The organism is Sphingobacterium sp. LZ7M1 (genome assembly GCF_024296865.1).
Lineage (GTDB): Bacteria > Bacteroidota > Bacteroidia > Sphingobacteriales > Sphingobacteriaceae > Sphingobacterium.
Genome location: NZ_CP101134.1, coordinates 106,645 through 129,811 on the forward strand (window position 1 = coordinate 106,645; position 23,167 = coordinate 129,811).

At 42.0% G+C, this 23,167-nt stretch carries 14 protein-coding genes; all 14 read left to right on the forward strand.

Translation table 11 applies throughout. From position 1 onward, the window contains the following. Positions 1-225 precede the first annotated feature (225 nt). The gene (locus NMK93_RS00465) at positions 226-2,790 is read left to right on the forward strand and encodes a hypothetical protein (protein ID WP_254526688.1); all 2,565 of its coding nucleotides are present in this window, start codon (positions 226-228) and stop codon (positions 2,788-2,790) included. A gap of 277 nt (positions 2,791-3,067) precedes the next feature. After that, the gene (locus NMK93_RS00470; RefSeq protein ID WP_254526687.1) at positions 3,068-6,265 is read left to right on the forward strand and encodes a TonB-dependent receptor; all 3,198 of its coding nucleotides are present in this window, start codon (positions 3,068-3,070) and stop codon (positions 6,263-6,265) included. A 14-nt stretch (positions 6,266-6,279) separates the two neighbouring features. Further along, positions 6,280-8,247, forward strand: coding sequence for a RagB/SusD family nutrient uptake outer membrane protein (locus NMK93_RS00475; RefSeq protein WP_254526686.1), 1,968 nt, complete (start codon positions 6,280-6,282; stop codon positions 8,245-8,247). Positions 8,248-8,263: 16 nt separating this feature from the next. Further along, positions 8,264-8,995 (forward strand): DUF3823 domain-containing protein, encoded by a 732-nt coding sequence (locus NMK93_RS00480; protein ID WP_254526685.1) that lies wholly within the window; start codon positions 8,264-8,266, stop codon positions 8,993-8,995. Between the two features lie 60 nt (positions 8,996-9,055). Next, positions 9,056-9,343 carry a hypothetical protein gene (locus NMK93_RS00485; RefSeq protein WP_254526684.1) on the forward strand — a complete coding sequence of 96 codons (288 nt, stop codon included), beginning with the start codon at positions 9,056-9,058 and terminating at the stop codon, positions 9,341-9,343. 6 nt (positions 9,344-9,349) lie between these two features. After that, positions 9,350-10,384, forward strand: coding sequence for a glycoside hydrolase family 71/99-like protein (locus tag NMK93_RS00490; RefSeq protein WP_254526683.1), 1,035 nt, complete (start codon positions 9,350-9,352; stop codon positions 10,382-10,384). Between the two features lie 220 nt (positions 10,385-10,604). Continuing rightward, positions 10,605-11,579 (forward strand): hypothetical protein, encoded by a 975-nt coding sequence (locus NMK93_RS00495; RefSeq protein ID WP_254526682.1) that lies wholly within the window; start codon positions 10,605-10,607, stop codon positions 11,577-11,579. 465 nt (positions 11,580-12,044) lie between these two features. Further along, complete coding sequence (locus NMK93_RS00500) at positions 12,045-15,206, forward strand: TonB-dependent receptor (RefSeq protein ID WP_185212851.1); 3,162 nt, start codon at positions 12,045-12,047, stop codon at positions 15,204-15,206. A gap of 21 nt (positions 15,207-15,227) precedes the next feature. Beyond that, positions 15,228-16,883, forward strand: coding sequence for a RagB/SusD family nutrient uptake outer membrane protein (locus tag NMK93_RS00505; RefSeq protein ID WP_185212852.1), 1,656 nt, complete (start codon positions 15,228-15,230; stop codon positions 16,881-16,883). 573 nt (positions 16,884-17,456) lie between these two features. Beyond that, positions 17,457-18,146: an outer membrane beta-barrel protein gene (locus NMK93_RS00510; protein ID WP_185212853.1), complete on the forward strand. Its 690-nt coding sequence runs from the start codon at positions 17,457-17,459 to the stop codon at positions 18,144-18,146. Positions 18,147-18,198: 52 nt separating this feature from the next. Beyond that, on the forward strand, positions 18,199-19,485 hold the full coding sequence (locus NMK93_RS00515) for an SUMF1/EgtB/PvdO family nonheme iron enzyme (protein ID WP_185215747.1): 1,287 nt from the start codon (positions 18,199-18,201) through the stop codon (positions 19,483-19,485). A gap of 33 nt (positions 19,486-19,518) precedes the next feature. Next, on the forward strand, positions 19,519-20,706 hold the full coding sequence (gene gldN, locus NMK93_RS00520; protein ID WP_185212855.1) for a gliding motility protein GldN: 1,188 nt from the start codon (positions 19,519-19,521) through the stop codon (positions 20,704-20,706). 46 nt (positions 20,707-20,752) lie between these two features. After that, complete coding sequence (gene gldL, locus NMK93_RS00525) at positions 20,753-21,565, forward strand: gliding motility protein GldL (RefSeq protein WP_185212856.1); 813 nt, start codon at positions 20,753-20,755, stop codon at positions 21,563-21,565. 30 nt (positions 21,566-21,595) lie between these two features. Continuing rightward, complete coding sequence (gene gldM / locus NMK93_RS00530; protein WP_254526681.1) at positions 21,596-23,128, forward strand: gliding motility protein GldM; 1,533 nt, start codon at positions 21,596-21,598, stop codon at positions 23,126-23,128. Positions 23,129-23,167: the final 39 nt, after the last annotated feature.

The following is a 23,167-nucleotide window of genomic DNA, read 5'->3' on the forward strand; positions in this document are numbered from 1 at the left end:
TTTATATAAACTGTAAAGCGAACCTTATTTTCTGGGAAATAAACTTGCAGATGCTAATATTTACAGTAGAAGTCAATGGATTAATTGAATGAATTTTATTCTTTAAAAATGGTATTCTTCCATGAAATTAAAAATTTTGCTTAAAAACTCTTTTGCTATTCAGCGAATATGAAGTAAATTACATTTTGCTAATTCACATTTTGCACTAGCTAGCCAATTTAAATAGTGAGACGTTTATTTTTTAAGATACTTGTTACCATATATGTTTTTGTACTCATTCTATTCTGTCAGGAGTCTTATGGCCAGTATGGTTTAGAATTTTCCAGTCATGAAAAGGAGCTGGATAAGCGGACGAGCCTTTCGATCGGTACAGAGGAATCAATTGAGCTTGCGAAGCATACGGAATTGACCTTTGATATTCAATTTAAACCTTATCAGCAAGATTATTTCGGATATATCTTCCGCCTCATATTGGATGAGCAATTGAACATCGATCTCATCTATGACCGTAGGCAAGATAATGGAAGGCACTTTAAATTGGTGGTTGGGGATAAATTCACGGACATCAATTTTGATATACCCAAAAACGAGCTTTTCTATCAATGGACCAAAATCAAGATCTTACTTGATAAGGAAAAAGGAAGTTTAGTCCTATCCACTGCGAAGAACAGCTTCACCCATCAAATGGATTTAAAGGGCCGATCTGCCTTTAAATTGCTATTTGGTTTCAATGACTACAAATTCTTTCAGAGCTCCGACCTTCCGCCGATGCGGATCAAGGATGTACAGATATCTTGCGATGAAAAACTTTGCCATCATTGGAAGCTGGATGAAATAACTGGCAATACGGCAAGGGACGATCAAGGCTCTTTAAAGGCCTTTTCAAAAAACCCTTCATGGATCAAGAGGCAACGGCAAGAATGGCGACTTGAAAATGAATTCTATGTTTCCGGACAGGCTAGTGTTGCCTTTGACCAAAGAAATGAAAGTGTATACATCGTATCCGAAGACTCCTTGGTTCGGACTAATCTAGGAGCAACGGTCAGTACTTCATGGCCTTACCTGAATGGGCCGCTCTATATGGTCAATGGAAGCCAATCCTTGTTTGATCCAAGCTCAGGGAAGGTACTCAATATCTCCATCGATCAAAAGCTAGTATCCGCATTTGATACCTTGACAAGGTCCTGGTCCCAATCCTTCCAACATCCTGCACACGGAACGCATTACCTGTCCTTCAATAAATTTTATTCCGCAAAGGATTCCAGTATCTATATGGTAGCTGGATACGGACATTTCAGATACAAGAGTGCCATCCACAAATACCATATTCCCAGTAATTCCTGGGACAGCCTATCCTATGCCGGAGACCCTTTGTTTCCGCATTACTTAGGCGCTATGGGGGTTGATAAGGGTGCTGTTTACCTATTGGGCGGATATGGTAGTACCACGGGCGACCAGATGCTGAACCCAAAGATTTCCAATGATTTCGTCTTGATGGACGTCAATTCCAAAACCTTCAAGACGCTAGGGGAAATCAAATTTCCTATTCCCGAAGCGGTATGGGCCAATTCTTTGGTCATGGATGAAGCATCCAATACCATGTATGGACTCATGTTCCCTAGGAATAAGTTCAAGTCTTTCTTACAGCTCGTAGCGATGTCCAAAGACGGAAAGAACCTTCAGGAATTGGGAAGTACCATTCCTTTTGATTTTCACGACATCAAATCATTTGCAGATTTCTTCTATTCCAAGGCCTCCAACCGATTTGTTGCCGTCACATTGTTTTATGATAGTGCGCTGAGTCAGAGCCGAGTTCGCATCTACAGTCTATTGGCGCCAGCTCTGCCCTACCAGATCTTGGAAGGCAATGCCAAGGCTAAATCAAACAATTGGATCTGGATAATTGGACTGGCCACCCTTGCCGGATTAGGATTACTATTCTGGATTAAAAAAACGAATAGAAAAACTCCAGAAACCCAAAAGAATCCATCGGTTGAACGCAAGGATAAGGAAGAAAGCCCAGTATTGGCCCCTATTCTAAAAGAAACAGCTCCAAAAAACAGCAAGATCGATAGGGCCACCATCAATCTCTTCCGAGGCGATATCCAGATCTTTGATCAGCAGGGCGACGAGATCACCAAGCAGTTCTCGCCTTTACTGAAAGAGTTGCTGACCATGTTTGTGGTCTATACCATTTATCGTGGCAGGGGAGTCAGCTCCGAGAAATTAATGGAAATATTCTGGTCCGATAAATCCACCTCCAGTGCAACCAACAATAGATCGGTAAATATCGCCAAGATCAATGCCCTATTGGAGCAATTAGGCGAGATGAAAATCTCCAAAAAAAGCGGCTATTGGAGTATTGAAAGCATTGAAGATGTCCATATCGACTTCTCCGACTTTATGTATCTCTTCAATAAATCTGAAAACTTAGATAGACAGGAAATAGACCGATTGCTCAAAATCCTTGAAAAAGGAGGTTTCATGTTCGATACAGATTATGAGTGGCTAGATGGTATCAAGGACGAGGTGTCCATTCATGCAACCGGACTATTGTCCAGTCTGATGAAAAACTTGGACTTTGAAAAGGATTCCGAGACCATTATTGAAATTGCCAATCGAATCTTCCATTTTGATTCTGTCCACGAAGAGGCCATGGTCTATAAATGTAGAGCACTCGTACAGCGAGGTTACCACAGCCTAGCCCACCAATGTTTCGAGAACTTTTCCCAAGTCTATCAGCAATTATACGATGAATCCTATAACCGGACTTACCGGGAAATTGTATAAAGTAAAATATTAATAAAAAATAAAGCGCTGAATTTCAGTGCTTTATTTTTTATTTCCAGTCCATTAATGTTTTATTAATGCTTTGTTATAGTCTCCAATTTAATCTTGTTTCATAATCAATTTATAAACGATGAGACGAAAGCAAGAAACCTTTATCCTGCCTGATACCTAATCCAACTGGAGCCTTCGGTTTTAGAAACTAAAGGTCGTATCGACACCTATTTTAATACTTGATGGCGACATCAAGAGTGACTACCAATTTTCAACAAATTAAATTATGGGATTAAAAATCATCAATTCCTGCTCATCCTATTGGGGCAGGCGGTTCAAACAATTATCCTGGCGATTGGCGATAGTACCAGTCTTGACGTTATCCTTAGGTACCGTATTCGGTCAGCAAAGGAATGTCAATGGTACAGTAAAATCAACCGACTCAAAACCTTTAGCTGGGGCGACCATCAAAAACACCAAGACTGGCATCAGTACCACCTCGGACTCCCAAGGCTTGTTTTCCATTGCCGTTTCTCCGGGTGACCGCTTGGTTATTTCTTATGTGGGCTATCTTGGTCAAGAAGTCCTAGTCGAGAACAATTCCAATATTCAGATCGAATTGCCGAATGACAATACCACTTTGGAAGATGTCGTGGTGGTTGGATATGGTACGCAGAAAAAAGCGACCCTTACTGGAGCCGTATCCTCTGTGACCAATAAGGAGATTACGATTACCAAAAATGAAAACGTCGTAAACATGCTTACGGGCAAGCTTCCGGGGGTCCGTATCACCCAACAGACCGGACAGCCTGGAGCTTTTGAATCCAATATCGATATCCGCGGTATGGGCGAGCCCCTGATCGTAGTCGATGGTATCCCTAGAGACAAGGATTATCTATCCAGAATGGATGCCAATGAGATCGAAAGCGTATCTGTTTTGAAAGATGCATCCGCTGCGGTCTATGGTGTTCGTTCGGCGAATGGGGTATTGCTCGTGACCACCCGCAGGGGAGCCAGTGCAGATCAAGGTTTCGAAATCGGCTATTCCTATAACCGTGGTTTCCAACAGTTCCTGTATGTACCCAATACGGTCGGTGCAGCCGACTTCAGACGCTTGAGGAACGAAGAGCTTTGGAGAAATTTCAATAACAACTACCCGAACAAATTGCCCGCGACATGGGACGATGCCAGCATCAAAGAATATGAAGACGGTACTAAGCAGTCTTCCAACTTCCTTGACGCGGCTTTTGATAAAACCTCGCCGCAACAACAACATAACCTGACCGTCAATGGAGGTTCTGAAAAGGTGAATTACTTTTTCAACTTAGGTTACATGGACCAGATGGGTTCATACAAAAGCAAGAGCTTAAACTACAATCGCTATAACTTCCGTTCCAATGTAGATGTCAAGATCACAGATCGCCTAAAGGCCTCCTTGGACCTTGGTGGCTATGCCGATGAGACCAATCAGCCTAGAACAGATATGTGGGCAGTTTATAAGCAAGCTTGGCGACAAAGACCAGATATCCCAATCTTCCTGAACAATAACCCAATGTACCCGAACTTTGACATGATCGACAACGAACATCCTGTCTCCGTAACGGATGCCGCACAAACCGGTTATAGAAAGTTCTTGAGAAAACAATTCAATAGTATCCTTTCCTTAGAGTACAAAATCCCGTATGTAGATGGATTGGTCGCGAAAGGTACCTATAACTACGATTTCAAATACACCGATAATACCGATTTCAAAAAATCTTACCCATTGTACAGCTACACACCTGCAGTATTGGGTCCGAATGGCGAAGTCATAACACCAGAACGCTATGATGCCCACGAGAAAAACTCTCCATCGTCCGTACGCCGTTCTGCCTATCCTGATTCACATACCCTGATGCAGTTCTCCTTGAACTACAACAAATCTTTTGGTGTTGGACATAATGTTTCCGGATTACTATTATTCGTCGAGGAATACAACAAATGGGATAGTTTCTATGCCCAACGCGAGATCAAGGTCAATTCCGAATACCTTTTTGCTGGAGAGGCTAAAAACCAATTGGCCGATATGGAAGGTATTGGCGAGCGTACCGCAAGAGGTTTTGTGGGTAAATTCAATTATGATTTTAAAGGGAAATACCTAGCTGAATTCAGTTTCCGTTATGATGGTTCTTCCAAATTTCCTAAAAATGAACGCTGGGGTTTCTTCCCTGGAGCTTCAGTGGGATGGAGGATCAGTGAGGAAAACTTTATCAAGGACAACTTCAGTTTTATAAACAACTTAAAAATCCGTGGTTCCTATGGTGTCCTTGGGGATGACCGTTCCGCTGGTAACTACCCTTCCACCTTTGTCGGATTTGCATTGGATCCGAATAACCTGGGCTGGATCTTTGGACAGGATATCGTTAGTGGCGCCTTGCCAACTGCTATTCCTAACCCGAACCTAACCTGGTATACCTCCAAAACTGCCGATATTGGTCTGGATGTCGATCTATGGAATGGTCTGTTTGGCATGACCTTCGACTACTTCAATCGCTATCGCGATGGTCTATTGGCCACCCGCTTGGACCTGATTCCGGGAACTGTAGGAGCAAACCTGCCTCAGGAAAACCTGGAAAGCGACCGTACCTTTGGTTACGAGGTTTCCTTGACCCACCGCAATCAGATCAACGACTTCAATTATTTTGTGAATGCACAGGTTTCAACCACCAAGAGCCAATTCCAAAACAGGATCGAATCCCCTGCAGGAAACTCCTACGACCATTGGAGAAACCGCTATGCAGACCGCTACAAGGATATTTGGTGGGGTAATGAATATGTAGGTCAGTTCGGATCTTACGAACAGATCTATAATCACCCAACACAGGTCGGTAGTGGAACCTTGCCAGGCGATTACTATTACAAAGACTGGAATGGCGATGGTTTTGTCAATGGAAATGATGACCACCCGATTGCAACCTTCAATATGCCATTGATCAATTATGGTTTCAATATCGGTGCATCCTGGAGAGGGGCAGACCTATCGATGAACTTCCAAGGAGCAAATAAAGTCTATACCCGTTATACAGAGGTTCTAGTCGCGCCATTGCAATTCCAAGGAGGAGCATTGACCCAATTCTTGGATCGTTGGAGACCGGTAGACCCTAATGCAGACCTCTTCAATCCAAACACACAATGGATTTCAGGTTACTATCCTTCTACAGGATCCCCAATGGCCGAGGGTACCCGTGCTATCCAAGATGCTTCGTACCTCAGGTTGAAAACCTTGGAACTGGGCTATACCTTCCCGAAAGAATGGTTGGAGTCCATTAAAGTGAAGAGCTTCAGACTTTATGTTAGTGGATATAACCTGATGACCTGGACAGGGATGAAATATTCAGATCCTGAACACCCTGGGTCAGAAGGAGGCTCATCATCACACATGGTGGATACCTACAAATACCCATTGAACAAGACCTATAACATTGGTGCATCCATTAAATTCTAAGTTTAATTGACATTATGAAAACTACATTATCAAAAATATTGGCTGTCCTACTACTGGTTCTAGTGGGTTCCTGTCGCAAGATGGACCTTGAACCTCTAGGTGTATTGGACGAGAAAGCCTTATACGGAAATGAAGATGGTGCTAGGAAATTTGTTTCCGGAATTTATAGCCATCTTCCCATCGAAGACTTTGTTTACCACCCTGAAAGAGGTTTCCGTTGGGACAATTATTGGGTGAACTCCGATATCTTGGCTGCTATATCTGGAGAGATGACCGGACAGTTCTGGGGCGTTGCTGGTGCTCAAGGTTTTGGCTATTGGCCTTATGACCGTATCCGGAACGTCAATGGTTTTATTGCAGGATTGCCGACCTACAAAGAGAACTTTTCTGAGGATGGATATAATAATATCCTTGGCGAAGCTCATTTCCTGCGGGCATTCTTTTACTTCGCATTGGTAAAGCGCTATGGTGGAGTGCCAATCGTAAAAGATGTCCAAGATCCGCAAGCGGAAAAGGAAACCCTATTGGTTCCGAGAAACAAAGAAGCAGATGTCTATAAGTTCATCCAAGAAGACCTACAGTTTGCTGTAGATAACATGTCCAGTACCTCTGAGAAAGGGAGGGCGAATAAGTATGTAGCCGCGGCTTTATTGTCCCGTGCAATGTTATACGCGGCGAGCGTTGCCAAATATGGTTTCTACTCCAACTTGCAGGGCGATGCAGCAAGCAAAGGCTTTGTCGGTATCCCAAGACAGGAAGCTGAATGGTTCTATCAAAAAGCTTATGATGCCGCAACAGTAGTGCTTAATGGACCTTATTCTTTATACAACAAGAAACCAGAAGACAAGGAGATGAACTATGTTGACGTGTTTATCGATGATAACAGTCCTGAAGACATATTGATCAAACAGTACAATATTACGGCACCTTATGGAACCCGTTTGAAACATAGTTATGATGCGACTTTGCTCCCTAACCCAACCTTTTCAAGTGATGCAGAATCTATGGCATACCCAGTTTACAATATCGTTGAACTGTTTGGTGAATTGCCGGTTAATGATGCTTCAGGTACACCTATCCGGTATACCGATCGCAAAGCCTTATATGCCGATGCAGAACCTCGTCTCCGTGCAACCGTTTATTTCTCTGGAATGGAACTACGTGAAGGTGCCGAAAAGAGAAGCTTTGATATGTTGCGTGGGCTTTATGTCTCTTTTCCTGGCAAAGCTAGCGATGCGCAGATGGGTTCCAATTCAGCTCCTATCAACAGTGAAGCCAACAGAATCTTGGCCGGCCCGAAAAATACACAGTACACGTATAAGGGAACCAAGATTGGAGTCACCGGAGAGCATGGTATGTGGAAAGACGGGCATGCAAATAATAGCCGTACTGGGTTCTATGTCCGTAAATACATCAACTACAAAATGTCCACCAAGGAGGTTAAGTTTTATAGCAGTACCCAGCCTTGGAAGGTTATCCGTTTGGCTGAAATTATGCTGAACAAGGCAGAAGCGGCATATGAATTAGGCTTGTTGAAATCCAATGAAGCCTTGAAAACGGAAGCTTTTACCTATATCGCCAAGGTCCGTGATCGCGCTGGTGCTAAACCTTACGCATACAACCCTACAGCTGCCAACATCAATAAATATGGTTATCCATTGGATGGCAACCTGCAGTTTATCCGCGAGGAAAGAGAAAGGGAGCTATGCTTTGAAAACCATCACTGGTGGGATATCAAAAGATGGAGAATTGCGGATGTGGAACTGAACAATTTCGTGCCGAATTCACTCATGCCTTATTTGGTATTGGATGAGTTGAAATACAAGCCAAACGGCGAAAGGATCAATTCTTACATCTTTATCAAAGAAAGAGAGCCTTGGAACAAGACCTTCAATTTTGAGAAGAAATGGTATTACGAACCACTTCCGGGTGGAGAGTTGAACAAGAATCCAAATTTATATCCTCAGAATCCTATTTATTAATCTAATGAGAATGACCATGAAAAAGATATTCTTACTATTCACGGTGCTCCCTGTCTTTTGGCTGAGTTCCTGTGCAGATATCGATAATTTTGAAGCGCCCAATGCCACCCTTTCTGGAAAGGTATTGGACAAAACTACGGGGCAGCCCTTTTTAACTGGGCCTGGTGAATTTGCCATCCGTCTCTTGGAGACCAGTTATGGCGAGAACCCTGCTCCCCAAGACCTTGCCGTGAAGCAGGATGGATCCTTTATCAACAATAAACTGTTTTCAGCCACCTATTCCATGCAACCTTATGCAGGGGCATTTTGGCCAGCAGATATTGTTACAGATTTCAAACTGAGTGGATCCGGTAACCAAGACTTCAATGTGACCCCATATCTGAAGATAAAAAATGCAAAATTTGTATTGAAGGAAGGAAATAAAATTGATGTTTCCTGTACCTTGGAGGCCCCAATTCCTCAAGGATTGCCTCAGGTGATCGAGGTGCGTCCATTCCTGAGCTTGACGCCATATTGTGGTGCAGGTAGCCGCATCGAGGCCTATTACAAAGATGAATTTAGGATTCTGATCAATAAAAACTGGGAAGAAATCGGTAATATGTCTAATGGTATTGGCAAAGAAACCTATACCATCAATGATATACCTTTGAAATCCGGATACACCTATTACTTCCGTATGGGAGCAAAAGTTCGTGATACATTTGAAAAGTTCAACTATTCAGAAGTAGTTGAAATAAAGGTCCCTTAAGGACAGAATGGATTAATTAATAATTGCTAATCAATAAAATTACATGCTATGACATTTAATGTGAAAAGACTAAACATGGTCCTGCTAGCCCTAATCATTGGGATGTTCAGTGCCTGTTCGAAGACAACGACCAATCAAGAAAAGGAAGAACCCGAAAAACCTAATCCCGTAGATTCCACAGATGGATACGACACTTCAGGTTTATTGTACCCGAAGTATGAAGGATTGGTGATGGCGGGTTACCAAGGCTGGTTCAATGCGGAAGGTGATGGCGCTAATAGAGGCTGGTATCATTATCAGGGCGACAATAATGTTTTCGAACCTGGGGTGACCAAGGTGGATTTCTGACCAGACATGACCGAATATACCAAGAAGTATAAATCTCCTTTCAAATTTGCCGACGGATCCGATGCCTATCTATTCAGTTCCAATGACGAAGAAACCATTGATCTACATTTTAAATGGATGAAGGATTATGGAATCGATGGTGTCCACATGCAGCGCTTCCTGGGCGAGGTAAAACCAAGTAACCCTTCTGGCAAAGCCCATTTCAACAAGGTCTTGACCAGTGCATTGAAAGCCGCCAAAAAATATGGTCGTGCCATCAGCATCATGTATGACCTGAGCGGATCTGTGCCTCAAGACTTTGCAGCCTTGGAACAAGATTGGAAGGAATTGGTAGAAACCCATAAACTTTATGACAAAGAGGCCAATCCAACTTACCTGTGGCATAATGGCAAACCGCTGATGTCCATTTGGGGAGTAGGCTTTAGTGACGATCGTCAATATAGCATTCAGGATGTAGATAAACTCGTAGATAAACTGAAGGCTGGTGAGAAGAAAGTATCCATTATGCTAGGTATTCCTTACTACTGGCGTACGTTAGATAGAGATACGGAACCAGACCCAGCACTACATGCCTTGATCAAAAAAGCAGATATCATCATGCCATGGGCAGTTGGCCGTTACAAAATGGAAGATTTCAACCCTAATATTGTACGAGAGGATATGCAATGGGCCGCGCAGAATAAGGTCGATTATGTGCCACTGGTATTCCCAGGTTTTAGTTGGGGGAATTTGCAGAAAAAGCCTGAACTCTATTATCAGATCCCAAGATTGAAGGGTGATTTCATCTGGAAGCAGATGTCGAATGCAATTTCAGCAGGAGCTATGTCTCTGTATGTTGCAATGTTTGATGAAATCGATGAGGGTACGGCCATTTTTAAATCTGCAAGAGAAAAGGATACGCCACTAAATGGTGACAAATTCAGGTTTGTCGGCATTGAAAACGACCTGCCAACGGATCATTACCTATGGTTGACAGGAGAGTCCGCAAAATGGATCAAAGGTGGAACCGGTTACACCGCTGAAAGACCTGTAAGACCTTAGATTTTTACTGAGAATAGCTGGTTTGTTAGTTATTATATAGATGGTTGGAAAGCGAGCGCAATGCTCGCTTTTCTTTTTTCTAGCCTATTTAATTTATCGAAAAAGCCTAATCAAATTATATAAATGTGTCAGCTATTGAAGGCTTTATATAATAAAACAATCTTTTGAAAGCTCTAATTTCATACTTGTATCCAATCCATGGTACACTAATCGCACTGATATGAAAGCTTTAATAATTATGCAGCCCAAGCTTTGGGTATTCCTGATGTTGCCCATGTTGCTGCAACTGATGTCTTGCTCCAAAGATTCCAATGCAAGTCCGGATAATCAAGTCCAACCTGACCTACAGCTGGGCTTCGACACCAGTTTTGCCACCTTTGGAGAATATGTGAAAAATGAGGATAAGGTATATGTGGACAAGAACCTAAGACAGGTAGAAAAGAGTAAGGCAGTCTACTACCTAAAAAGAGATTTGCTGGGTAGGGACATCGTTCCTAATGATGACGAGACCGGCAATTACTGGGAAGACCGCAAATATTTCAAGGGGACACCGGTTCTGCTTTTCTTTTACGAATACTACCGCGTAGATAACAATCAATTGCATTTTGCCGTAAATGTTTCCGAGCTTGAAAACACCAATACCTACATGTTTCATGGCAAAGCCCTTTGGGCGTCCAATGATAAACCCCTGGCACAGGGAGCTTACTCCATTGGCGAATTGGACGGAGACTTTACGGTTTACAACCCCAATGGTTCTGTAAAGGACCAATTTGGCTTTGATCGCGGCCGCAAATATTCCAATATGCAAAAAGCCGAAGATGTCTACAAGCCCTTAGTTGGTAAGTGGGAAGCCATAGCGGCGCAGGACGGGAATTTTAAAATGATAAGCCAAGTCTATGAGTTAAATTCGAATGGATCTATCAATTTCTATCCGATTACCTATCTTGGCTCAGGTGGAGCAACCCCAGGATGGAGACCAGTGGACGGGGAAACCATCAAGACCTTAGGATCTTGGAAATATACCGGTCAAAGTTCAAATTCAGGAACCATGGAATTATTCTTTAAGGGAAATTCCATCATGAAAGGAACGCTCAATATTGTTTCTGGAACTCAATTTAAACTGAAGCCAACTTGGGTGGATGACCATTTTAAAAATGAGAATTCCTTCAAGGAATTAACCTTCAATAAGAAGTAAATAAAAGGCGGTATTGCTAAGCCTTTTTTTGTCAAAAAATAGGGGTTTCATTCGAGGCATATTCGAGAGATGTTCGAGAAACATCTGAGATTGGGAAAGTCCAGTTCGAGCGTGTCTCGAATGTGTCTCGAATGAGTCTCGAATATGTCTCGAATGAGTTCCCAAAAATGAAACTAATTTTCCCAAAAGATTAGCAAATTAGCAGTTTTCAGTTTTCTTTTTTAGCATTCCCTTTCAAAATCAGAATTCTAGCGCGATAAATCAGCTTTTTGTTGATATATAGGTGGTTATGGTTTTAGCTGTTAGGGGTGTGTATAATATTTAGTTTAAAATTAAATTAATTTCAATATTAAAACAACCGATTGCATAAAATACGCAAACGTTTGAGTGCTGGTAATATTTTAGCAACATTAATTTAATAATTATTTTAAACCAATCTAAACTTTATAATAATAACTGTTAATAATGAAAAAAAGGTTTACTAAGCAATTATTAGTAAACAAATCTTACCACTTAGCTACAGCTCTTATACTCGGAATCACCATGCCGAATTATGGATTTGCCACAACGCCTAAGTTTGACGTAAGCCCTTTGTTTGCTCAAAATCAAGAAACTGTAAATGGTACGGTTTCGGATGAAAACGGACCACTAGCTGGAGCCACCGTAACACTGAAGAACAATTCCAGAGTTGCGACTTCAACAGATGAAAACGGTAGGTTTTCGATCCAAGTACCCCTCGGAGAGACGTTAGTCTTTACTGCAATAGGCTATGCAAGCCAAGAAAAAGTAGTAGAGTCGACTACCCTCAATGTACAATTAAGCTCTTCTAACCAAGATATTGACGAGGTTGTCGTGGTTGCTTTTGGTACCCAAAAGAAAGTGAACTTAACAGGTTCGGTAGCTTCCGTAACGCCAAAACAATTAGCGGAGCGCCCAGTAACCTCATTACAGAATGCATTGCAAGGGGTTTCGCCAGGTATTACGGTTATCAGTAGACCAATGGCTCCTAAAAAAGGTAACAATGCGACCTTAACCGTCCGCGGACGTTCAAACCTAGGTTCTCCAGGACCGATGTACATCATCGATGGTATCCCTGCATCAGGAGCGGAATTTGCAGCAATCAGCCCTGCAGATATCAGCAGCATGTCGGTGTTGAAAGATGCAGCATCAGCTTCTCTTTATGGTTCCCGTGCAGCAAACGGCGTTATCTTGGTAACGACAAAACGTGGTGGCGGTGAACGTGCTATCATCGGATTTTCCGCAAACCAAGGTTGGCAAAGCACGACTTTCCTGCCAAACTTTGCTAATTCATTGGAATATATCGAACTGTACAACCGTGCGATGAAAAATGCCGGCAAGCAAACGATCTTTACCGATGATATCATTGAAAAATATAGATCAGGTTCTGATAAGGACATGTATCCGAATACCAATTGGTTTGACGAGATCATAGACCAATCTGCTCCACAAAGAGATGTTAACTTAAATGTGAATGCGCCAGGAAAATTGGCCAACTACTATTTAGGCTTAAATTATTTCGATCAAAACTCTATCGTTCCCGGAATGAAACAGGACCGTATCAACATCAAGTTGAATACGCAGAGTGACGTAATTGAAAACCTATTGAAAATTGGAACCAATATCTCTTTCTTAAAACAGGATTACGACCGTCAAGGTGGTGAAATCAGTTGGGTTGAAATGGGTAGAGCATTGCCTATGACGGTAATGCAGCAGTCCAATGGGGAGTATGGAACCATTTCAAATGGTGTAACCAATGCAACCATCGCAAAGAACAACCAATTGAGAAATATCCAAGAAGCTGGACAGGGAAGAAACAGGGACAATTACTTGCAATTGGCAGGTAATGCCTCTTTGACTCCATTTGAAGGTTTCTCATTGGATGGATTGGTATCCTTGAAATATACAAATACCAATAGCTGGGATTTCATCAATAGACTGGATCCATTGACGGACTTCTTAACGCAAAAGCCTCTACCGTCTACAGCAGTTCCTATCAATGAGATGAAAGAATACTGGGGTAAACGTGAAGAATTATTGCTTCAGGCATTGGCAAATTATGAAAGACGCTTTGATGATCACTATGGTAAGATTACTGCCGGTGTCACCCAAGAGTCTAACACATATAGAGAAGCATTCTTAGGTCGTAAAAACTTTGTGAACAACGATCTAGAAACTATCATCAATGGTTCTTCCGCACAGACTGACGTAAGTAGCGATGGAACCGGACTAGCGAACAGAACGATTCAAGATGAGTGGTCTATCCGTTCATTCTTTGGGCGTTTCAACTATAACTATCAAGAGAAATACCTATTCGAAGCAAACGCTCGTATAGATTATTCTTCACGCTTTGCACCAGAGGTTCGTAGAGCAGTGTTCCCTTCTATTTCAGCAGGATGGAGTATTGATAAGGAGCAGTTTATGCAAAACGTGAACTGGATTGATGCTTTGAAATTAAGAGGTTCATGGGGTTCATTGGGTAACCAAGATGCGGTTGCAATCGGTAACTACTTCAACTTGATCAGGATTAGTTCACTATACAGCTTTGATGGTGTGCCGGTTGACGGTGCTTTACAGACAGCAGCGGTAAACAGAGGTGCCCTTTGGGAAAAAGTATATCAATCAAACGTAGGTTTGGACGCTACTTTATTCAATGGCAAGGTTAATTTGACTGCTGAATACTATATCAAGAACACAAAAGGAATCTTGTTGCAACCTACTTTCTTGGCTACTTCAGGATGGGGAACAGCAGCTTACTTTAACCAAGGTGAAACCAAGAACAAAGGTATTGAGGTTATTGCCACTTATAATGGTCAAGTTGGCGAGGAGTTCAAATACTCGATCTCAGGAAACATCTCTAAGATCAAGAACGAAATCATTAACCTAGGTACAGGTAGAGATGAAATCGTGAGTGGTTATTACATCAACCGCGTTGGTGGATCAGTTGGTGATTACTATGGTTATAAATCAGCAGGTCTATTCACCTCTCAGGAGGAAATCGACAACCACCCTAGCCAAAAAAGTATTGCTGGTAACTCCAAGATTGGAGATATCAAATATGTAGACGTGAATGGTGATGGTGTATTAGATCCGAAAGACAGAACGATCTTAGGTAATGATGTGCCTTGGTTCAACTACGGTTTTGCCGTGAATGCATCATACAAAGGATTTGACCTGAACGTACTTACCTACGGTGTAGGAGGTGTGAAAACATACTTTGAGCAAGAGGCTGCACATCCTTTCTTCAACGGTGGTAACATCAAAAAAGAATGGTTGCAAGGTTGGACAGAGGAGAACAACTCGGCAACTGCGCCATTCCCTCGTATCACATTAACGGGTGATGCTCAGCAAAACTATATCACTTCAGATTTCTGGTTGTTCAGTGGAAATTACTTCAGGATCCGTGCCATTACCTTAGGTTATACGTTCGACAAGAAATTGATCGAAAAGGCAAAAATGTCTAACCTAAGATTGTTTGCGTCCTCAAATAATCCATTTACGTTCATGGCGGATAAGAGATTATCAGATTATGATCCAGAAACAGGTTCAGGAAGAGCGAGCTTCTTAGGGGTGAAAACTTTCTCTATCGGTTTGAATGCTAATTTTTAACCAGCAACTATTAATAGAAAAATGAAAAGATTTATATATATCGGTCTATTTGCAGCCCTTACATTAACATCCTGTAAGGATGAATTCTTGGAAAGGATTCCATTGAATTCCGTATCAGAAGAGACCTTTTGGAAAACTGAAAATGATGTTTACCTAGCGGTAAACGGAATATACGCAACATTGCCAGGGGATGGTATCATCTACGAGGATGGAGCATCAGATATTGCGCATGCACAATACCCTTGGGAGAGCACTGCAACTTCGGTTTCTTCAGGAATCGTAAGTACAGCCTTGAACGCAGGTTGGAATTATGAGACTGTTCGTAAGACCAACTATTTCTTGGAGAATGTGGACAAGGCTACCATGGACGAGACCTTAAAGAACCGTTTTAAAGCAGAGGTTCGATTTATGCGTGCTTACCGTTATTTTAATATGGCTAGCAAGTTTGGCGGAGTTCCATTGATTACAAAGGTTTTGGGCTTTGCGGAAGAGGAACTGAACGTTCCTAGATCTTCCAAAGATGAGGTAATCTCTTTTGTGCTGAAAGAATTGGATGAGGTTGCAAAAATCCTTCCTACTTCTTATTCTGGAGGTAAATCCAATGAGAAAGGTAGAATTACAAAAGGTGCAGCTTTGGCCTTGAAATCAAGAATTCTCCTGAATGAAGCGAAGTATGCGGAAGCTGCTGCAGCGGCACAGGAAGTAATGGGTCTGGGTTATCAATTATTCAAGACTTCGCAAGAAGCTGAGGTTGACCAAAAAGACGATTACAGTAAGTTGGTGGATTTCGCTAATGCAGCAGAACAAGAGAAATTCAGATTGGCTTTGCGTAGCTATGAGGGGATTTTCCATCAAGCTAATGAAGGTAATTCGGAAGTTATCCTGGAAAGACAATATATCCAACAGGCACAGCCAAACTATTTAAACACCTATCTATTAGAAGGTGGAGTAGGTGGATGGAGTTCCTTGACGCCGACACAGGAGCTGGTAAACAGTTACCAGAACTTCAAGACTGGGGAAGCAGTTACTGCACCGAGTAACCAAGAGCGTGCTCAACGATATGCAGACAAGGACAAAACAGCTTTCCTTCAGGAATACAAAAACAGGGATCCTCGTTTCTATGCATCCATTCTATTTGAAACAGCGCCTTGGAATGCTTTGACCATCGATGGTGGATATAAGTACTCTTGGGTGGATGGAGCGAGCAATATGTCCAAAACGGGCTATAACTTCAGGAAAATGGTGGATACGAAGGCGAATAGGGATAACCTGGATAACCATGCAAACGTGATCTTGATCCGTTATGCTGAAGTTCTTTTGAACTACGCAGAGGCGAAAAATGAGGCTACTGGACCAGATGCAACGGTTTATGCTGCCATTGACCAGATCCGTGAGCGTGCGGGAATGCCAAAGCTAGACCGTACAAAATACGCTAGCAAGGAAGCCCTTAGAAATGCAATCCGTCAGGAAAGAAAAGTGGAGTTAGCATTGGAGGGTATGCGTTATTTGGATATTCGTCGTTGGAAAACTGCACCTGATGTGATGAAGAATATCTATAACCTGAAAAACTCATTGGCGCAAGAGCGTATCTGGGACAATAAATTGTATTTGATGCCTGTACCTCAGGGTCAAATGGACTTGTCTTACGGCGTACTTGTTCAAAACCCAGGTTACTAAGAGTAGTCAATAATAGTTAATCAATAAATAATGCAAAAGAGGTGTCCGAATGGGCGCCTCTTTTTTTGTTGTGTATCGGTAAAAGTTTATCCAATAGCTATTAATTTATCCAATATGAATGGCATTAAAAATCGAGTCCATAGCCTATCGAAAATCCCAATATTTATGCGCATTGCTTTTCTATCTTTTATTTGTCGATTCTCAAGCGATATATGGATAGCAGTTTGAACATTTAAATTTTTAATATTAAAAACCAACATGTGAATCATTGTCCTAAATAAAAAAAGTAAAATAATTTTAGGTCAATATATGTTTAAACGTATATGTTTCAAAATGTCATCTGAGTGTACTTGTGGTGCGTATTTTTGCGTTTTTCTGAAAGGAAAAATTTGCTATGAATCGGGTGTTGCAATTTTCGTTTAACATCTTTTGGTAAGATTCTTGTGACAAGAAAGGCTGGTAAAATTTTACGACTTAATAATTTTGAGCCTATATTTTTATTGAACTTATAATAAAGGGCCTCAAAATTCGTCTAAATAATAATGTATTGTATTGCTAACAAGAATTCTTAACATGAAAAAAACTATTTTTTCTTTACTATTATTTGCAGTTTGTGGTTTTAAATCAGCGCAAGCACAATTCTCTCGTCCGATTAGTGTTGGTGTTGGAGCGGGGCCTACGATCAATCTGACCGACTTGGCGAATGTCGAAACTAATTTAGCGGGTCATATTGATGTGGATGGATTGATTACTCCCTTTATTTCGGCCGGTATTCATGCAGAAAAAGGTGCTTTAGGAGGGAATGGTTATGCCAGTACTTTTAAGAATGACTACTATGCATTTAATGCGAATGCGAAGGTTAGGATTGGTCAATTTATGAACCTACCGGATAATTATAGCTATTATAATCTCCAATCAGATCCTTTCCACAAAATCCTTGCAAACATCTATTTAGGTGCCGGTGCTGGAGTTGTGAAAAACAACATTAAAAACAACATCGATCCTAATTATGCAAATGCTGTTGTTGGGCAGGGTGGTGAAATTTCACAGGATCTGGATGGTTTCCAATTTGTGGTTCCCATCAACCTAGGGGTTGATTTTCCAATTGGAAGAGGCTTGTATGGTCCGCAATGGGCAATCAACTTGAACTACCAACATACGATCACGACCAAAGACAATCTGGACGGTGTGATCAACAGTAAACAAGATCACTATAGCTATATCTCAATAGGGGTTAAATATGCTTTGTTTCAGCGTAAATAAGCATTCCTAAATCAATCATTTTCAACTACTATAAAATTAAACAATGGAAAGTATGAATAGCGTATTCCTAAATCGAATATATACTGCAGCTTGCTTATTGCTTGTTTTTGCTATTACAGGCTGTAACTCTTCAAACAATTTTTACAAAGCCCCAAAAGTATCTGCATTCCGTGGCGGAAAATTGCCAGCTCCTCCGGGGATGGTGTATATCCCTTCGGGAACAATCTTGTTCAAAGGTTCTTTGGACAGCGGTAATGTGGGCAAGAACGTCAGTTTGAGTGCTTTTTTTATCGATGAGACTGAAGTTACCAACAAGCAATATCGCCAGTTCGTAAACTGGGTAGCGGATTCGATCGCAGTTACTGATTATTTGCAGGATGACCAGTATTTTCTGGATATCGCAAGTGAAAGCGGTGAAGGAAGGCGAATTAACTGGAAAAAGGTAAGGAGTATTTCTCCTATCTGGATGAGTTCAGATCCTACCATCGCCGAGCGCATTGCTCCCATGTTGGAGATGAAAGGTTCGACGAGGGCCTTGAATCCGGAAGTGATCAAATACCGTTTCTCCTTTTTGAAAACCAAAGGCAACCTGAAAAAAGAATATGTGACGGATACAGTTTCGGTAGTTACAGCAGAAGACATTTGGTCGAGAGACTTTCCAAATGCCCAATTAACCTCCCTAGATGCCAATTATTTCACCCACCAATCTTTTGATTATTATCCCGTAGTCGGCGTTTCATGGAGACAGGCTCGTGCCTATTCGGATTGGAGAGGTAAGGAAATGATGGCCAACTTGATGAAAAATTCCTACTTGAGCGGTTACCAACTGACATTCAGTCTTCCTACGGAAGCCCAGTGGCAATATGCTGCAGAAGGTAAAATCGACCCTCGCGATACGATTGCAGGGACGAAAATGACCATTGATGGTAATGATGGAAAAGAGAAACTGGCTGTAAACTATAAACAGGGTGAGGGTACCTATTCTAGGGATGGTGCAACATTTACCTTGCCGGTTAAATCTTATACGCCTAATAAATTCGGTGTGTACAACATGGCTGGTAATGTTTCAGAATGGACCCTGGATGCATATTCGCCTTCGGCTGTTGCGTTTGTGAACGACCTGAACCCAGTATTGCTTTATGATGCAGATGAACAGGATGCCGATGCATTGAAGAGAAAAGTTGTTCGTGGTGGATCTTGGAAAGACAATGGTGAGCAATTGAACAGCGAAACCAGAAACTATTCAGTGGATTATGAACCACATTCATATATAGGGTTTAGATGTGTGATGTCGGCATTCGAGTTGCCAACAGTACAGAGCAAGACCCGTAAATATTAACATCAATCTGTGAACGATTTAAAGATTATTAAAATGAAAAATTGGATGATGGTAGTGGCCATGGCGTTTGGAATATCTCCAATAATGGCACAAAGTATCGATACGATACCTGATAGCACCGTAATTAACCAGACAGTAATCCAAATGCGGGATGATTCTACGATGCAAGTACCGCAGGGAGAGATCCTGTCTGACACGATACCGACTACAGATGGCTTTTACCAAGTGAACAACTTGGAAGATGCTGTCCCTTTTGCCTATCCGGAGGTAAACCTGAAGAACATTAGGTTTTACAAAAGGGTATGGCGGGATATTGACCTGAAGGATGAACGTAACTTTATCTATGCCGTTCCTGGGAATTCCTTGATGGAAGTGATCATGAAAGGTATAGAAACAGGTAAACTGACGCCGTACAACCCTGAGGATGATTCCTTCAAAGGGAAGCTTTCGGCAAGTGAGGGTATGGCAAGGTTTGCCGATTCGGTATTGGTGCCAATCTTTGATGATGAAGGTAACCAGATTGATTCAAGGATGACCTTGAATGAATTTAATCCGGAACGTGTAACCAAATTCAGGATCAAGGAGGACATCTTCTTTGATAAACAGCGTGGTCGCCTAGAAACTAGGATCATTGGTGTTGCTCCTTTGATGGACATTACTACTTCTTCGGAATTGGCGACTTCGGTAGGTTCTACACCAGCTTTCTGGTTGTATTTCCCTCAGTTGCGCTATAGTCTAGTCAAAGTTGATATTTCTGACCCCGACCGTGGCCTTTATGATATGACCATGGACGACCTATTTGTGCAGCGTAAGTTTGCCAGCAAGATTGTCCGTGAATCTTCTCCCGGCATGTTGCAACAGGCAACCTTTGCGGGAACGGACAGTTTGCAAACCGATAACTCCCAAGTGCTGGAAGACAAGCTCGACTCTTATAAAAAGAAATTGTGGACTACGCCTAAAGGTGTGAAAGCCGAAAACCTGGAAGGTCATGAACAAGACCTGAAGATTGAGGAAGAGCAGAAGAGACAAAAGGAATTGATGGAGCAGCAGCACCAACAAAGACAAAACCAACAGCAGCAACAAAGTGAGCAGCAGTTGGAGGAATTGTTGAAACAGAGTGAGCAGAACAATCAAGAAACCGAAAGTGGTACCGAGGAAGGCAGCACGGAGGAAGGCTCCTCCACGGAAGAAGGAAGTTATAACGAAGAAAGTCAATTTTAGAATCCAATAAACATCCCACTTATACAGGGTTAGCAAAATTTACATTATGAGTAGAAAGAAAGACAATTCAAGATGGCTACATGTTGCCATTTCTTGGGGAGCAAGTATCGTAATTATCGGTGTATTATTTAAAATCCTTCATCTAGGAGGGTCATGGGCAAATTACATGATCGGATTAGGTCTGACGGTAGAAGCAATTCTATTCTTTTTGATGGGTTTCAATCCTCCACCTCAAGAACCAGATTGGTCAAGAGTGTATCCTGAATTGGATGAAAAGTTTCAAGGTGAATTGCCGGTGCGATCTGCACAGGTGGTGAATGCTCCGCAAGGACCTTCTGCAACTGCAGCCTTGGATAAAATGTTCGCAGATGCAAATATTGAGCCTGCTACCATTGAGAACCTTGGAAGAGGTTTGCGCGATTTTGGTGAAAAAGTGTCTGCCATCAACAGGATCAGCGATGTTTCCCTGGCTACGGATGAGTTTACCCAGAAGTTGAGATCTGCGACCAGCAAATTTGACAACTTAGGTGTAGCTTTCGAGAAAGCTTCTGCTAACCTGGTAGCCATGGCTAATACCAACACGGATACAACCGGCTATCATGAGCAAGTACAGAACCTGACTTCCAACTTGCGCCAGTTGAATACGATGTACGAAAAAGAACTTCGTGATTCGGCTTCTCACTTACAGTCGATGAACCATTTCTATGAGAATTTAAGTTTTACAATGAAAAACTTCAATGAATCTTTGGATGATTCCAAAGCTTTCAAAGACGAGGTAAACAAATTAGCGAAAAACCTCAACGCACTGAATGCGGTGTATGGCAATATGTTGAGCGCTATGAACCAGCCTCGAGTGTAATTCATCCAAGTAAAATTTTAAAAAAGAAATATGGCATTAGGAAGAGAGACGCCAAGGCAACGGATGATAAACATTCTTTATCTCGTGTTACTTGCCTTGCTCGCATTAAATGTACCCGATTCAATATTGGATGCCTTTAAGAATATCAACAACAGTTTGGAGACTTCAAAATCCAACGTAAATAACTCTGTCCAGCAATTGTTCGCAGCATTTGAAAGCACCAAGTTAAAGGATGAACCCGGTAGGGCAAAACCTATTTACGATAAGGCTAAGAATGCACAGGCAATTATCAACGACTTAAACCAGTACATCAACGGTATCAAAGAGGATTTCGTAAAACAAGGTGGCGGCTATGATGAAAAAACCGGTGACCTGAAGATGCGCGAGAATGAAGATATCGCCCCTAGTTTGATGATCAACCAGAAAAAAGGGGAAGAACTGAAAGAGAAGATCAACAGTACCCGTTCTAAGTTATTGGCGCTATTGACTCCGGAAGAACAGAAATCTGTTTCTTTCTCTCTGGAAGCCAGTGACCCTGAAAAAGCAGTGAACGGAAAGCGCAAATGGGAAGAGATCAACTTTGGAAGTGGTACGCCCTTGACGGCAGCCATGACCATTTTGACGAAGATCCAAACGGATGCACAAAATGCGGAGTCGGATGTGGTGAAATTGATCTTAGGGAAAATGGATCAGGCGGTAGTGAACTTGGATAAGTTTGCTGCAGTAGCTGTAGCTCCTACTTCTTACTTGGTTCAAGGCCAACCTTATTCAGCTGAAGTCTTCTTGACGGCTTCGGATTCCAAGTCGCAACCGGCAATTTCGGTAAATGGAAATAATCTGGAGGTAGTGGATGGAAAAGGTGTTTACCGTGTTCCTACGAATCAGGAAGGGATCTTTACTTGGTCAGGTGTGATCAAGGTGAAGCAGACTGATGGTTCGATCAAGGAATATCGCACCCCTCAACAGACTTATCAGGTATCAAGACCATCTGCTGTGGTATCGCCAGATAAAATGAACGTACTATATATCGGAGTAACTAACCCTATTTCGGTTTCAGCTCCAGGAACTCCGACCAATAAGATCAAGGTCAGCATGGCTGGAGGTAGCATCAGTGGTTCGGGTGGAAAATACAATGTAAAGGTGAGTTCTCCGGGGACAGCAAGGATTTCTGTTTCAGCTGAGGTTGCTCCTGGAAAAACCCAGACCTTGAGTACAACGGAGTTCCGTGTGAAAAGAATTCCAGATCCAATTGCGCAGTTTGCAGGTAAAACGGGCGGAGCAATGGCAACTGTGGCCATCAAAGCTCAGAATGCTATCTTCGCTAAACTGGATAACTTCGATTTTGATGCTTCTTTTAGAGTAACAAAATTCTCATTGATCATTGCTAAACCACGTGCAGATGCCATTGTCCTTTCTACTTCAGGAGGGAAATTGAGTTCTGCCATGAAATCAGCTTTGAATGGTATCACCCCAGGTTCCCGCGTTATTTTTGATAATATAATTGCCGTAGGACCAGATGGTACCCCAAGACAATTGAATGCAGTAGCTTTAACAGCTAACTAACATAAACAAAGATGCCCGAGATTATCGGGCATCTTTGTT

What these genes read in the sequence shown, in the direction of transcription:
- NMK93_RS00470 (WP_254526687.1), top strand. Translation starts at nt 3,068, where the DNA reads ATGGGATTAAAAATCATCAATTCCTGCTCATCCTATTGGGGCAGGCGG.
- NMK93_RS00475 (WP_254526686.1), top strand. Translation starts at nt 6,280, where the DNA reads ATGAAAACTACATTATCAAAAATATTGGCTGTCCTACTACTGGTTCTA.
- NMK93_RS00480 (WP_254526685.1), top strand. Translation starts at nt 8,264, where the DNA reads ATGAAAAAGATATTCTTACTATTCACGGTGCTCCCTGTCTTTTGGCTG.
- NMK93_RS00490 (WP_254526683.1), top strand. Translation starts at nt 9,350, where the DNA reads ATGACCGAATATACCAAGAAGTATAAATCTCCTTTCAAATTTGCCGAC.
- NMK93_RS00495 (WP_254526682.1), top strand. Translation starts at nt 10,605, where the DNA reads ATGAAAGCTTTAATAATTATGCAGCCCAAGCTTTGGGTATTCCTGATG.
- NMK93_RS00500 (WP_185212851.1), top strand. Translation starts at nt 12,045, where the DNA reads ATGAAAAAAAGGTTTACTAAGCAATTATTAGTAAACAAATCTTACCAC.
- NMK93_RS00505 (WP_185212852.1), top strand. Translation starts at nt 15,228, where the DNA reads ATGAAAAGATTTATATATATCGGTCTATTTGCAGCCCTTACATTAACA.
- NMK93_RS00510 (WP_185212853.1), top strand. Translation starts at nt 17,457, where the DNA reads ATGAAAAAAACTATTTTTTCTTTACTATTATTTGCAGTTTGTGGTTTT.
- NMK93_RS00515 (WP_185215747.1), top strand. Translation starts at nt 18,199, where the DNA reads ATGAATAGCGTATTCCTAAATCGAATATATACTGCAGCTTGCTTATTG.
- gldN (WP_185212855.1), top strand. Translation starts at nt 19,519, where the DNA reads ATGAAAAATTGGATGATGGTAGTGGCCATGGCGTTTGGAATATCTCCA.
- gldL (WP_185212856.1), top strand. Translation starts at nt 20,753, where the DNA reads ATGAGTAGAAAGAAAGACAATTCAAGATGGCTACATGTTGCCATTTCT.
- gldM (WP_254526681.1), top strand. Translation starts at nt 21,596, where the DNA reads ATGGCATTAGGAAGAGAGACGCCAAGGCAACGGATGATAAACATTCTT.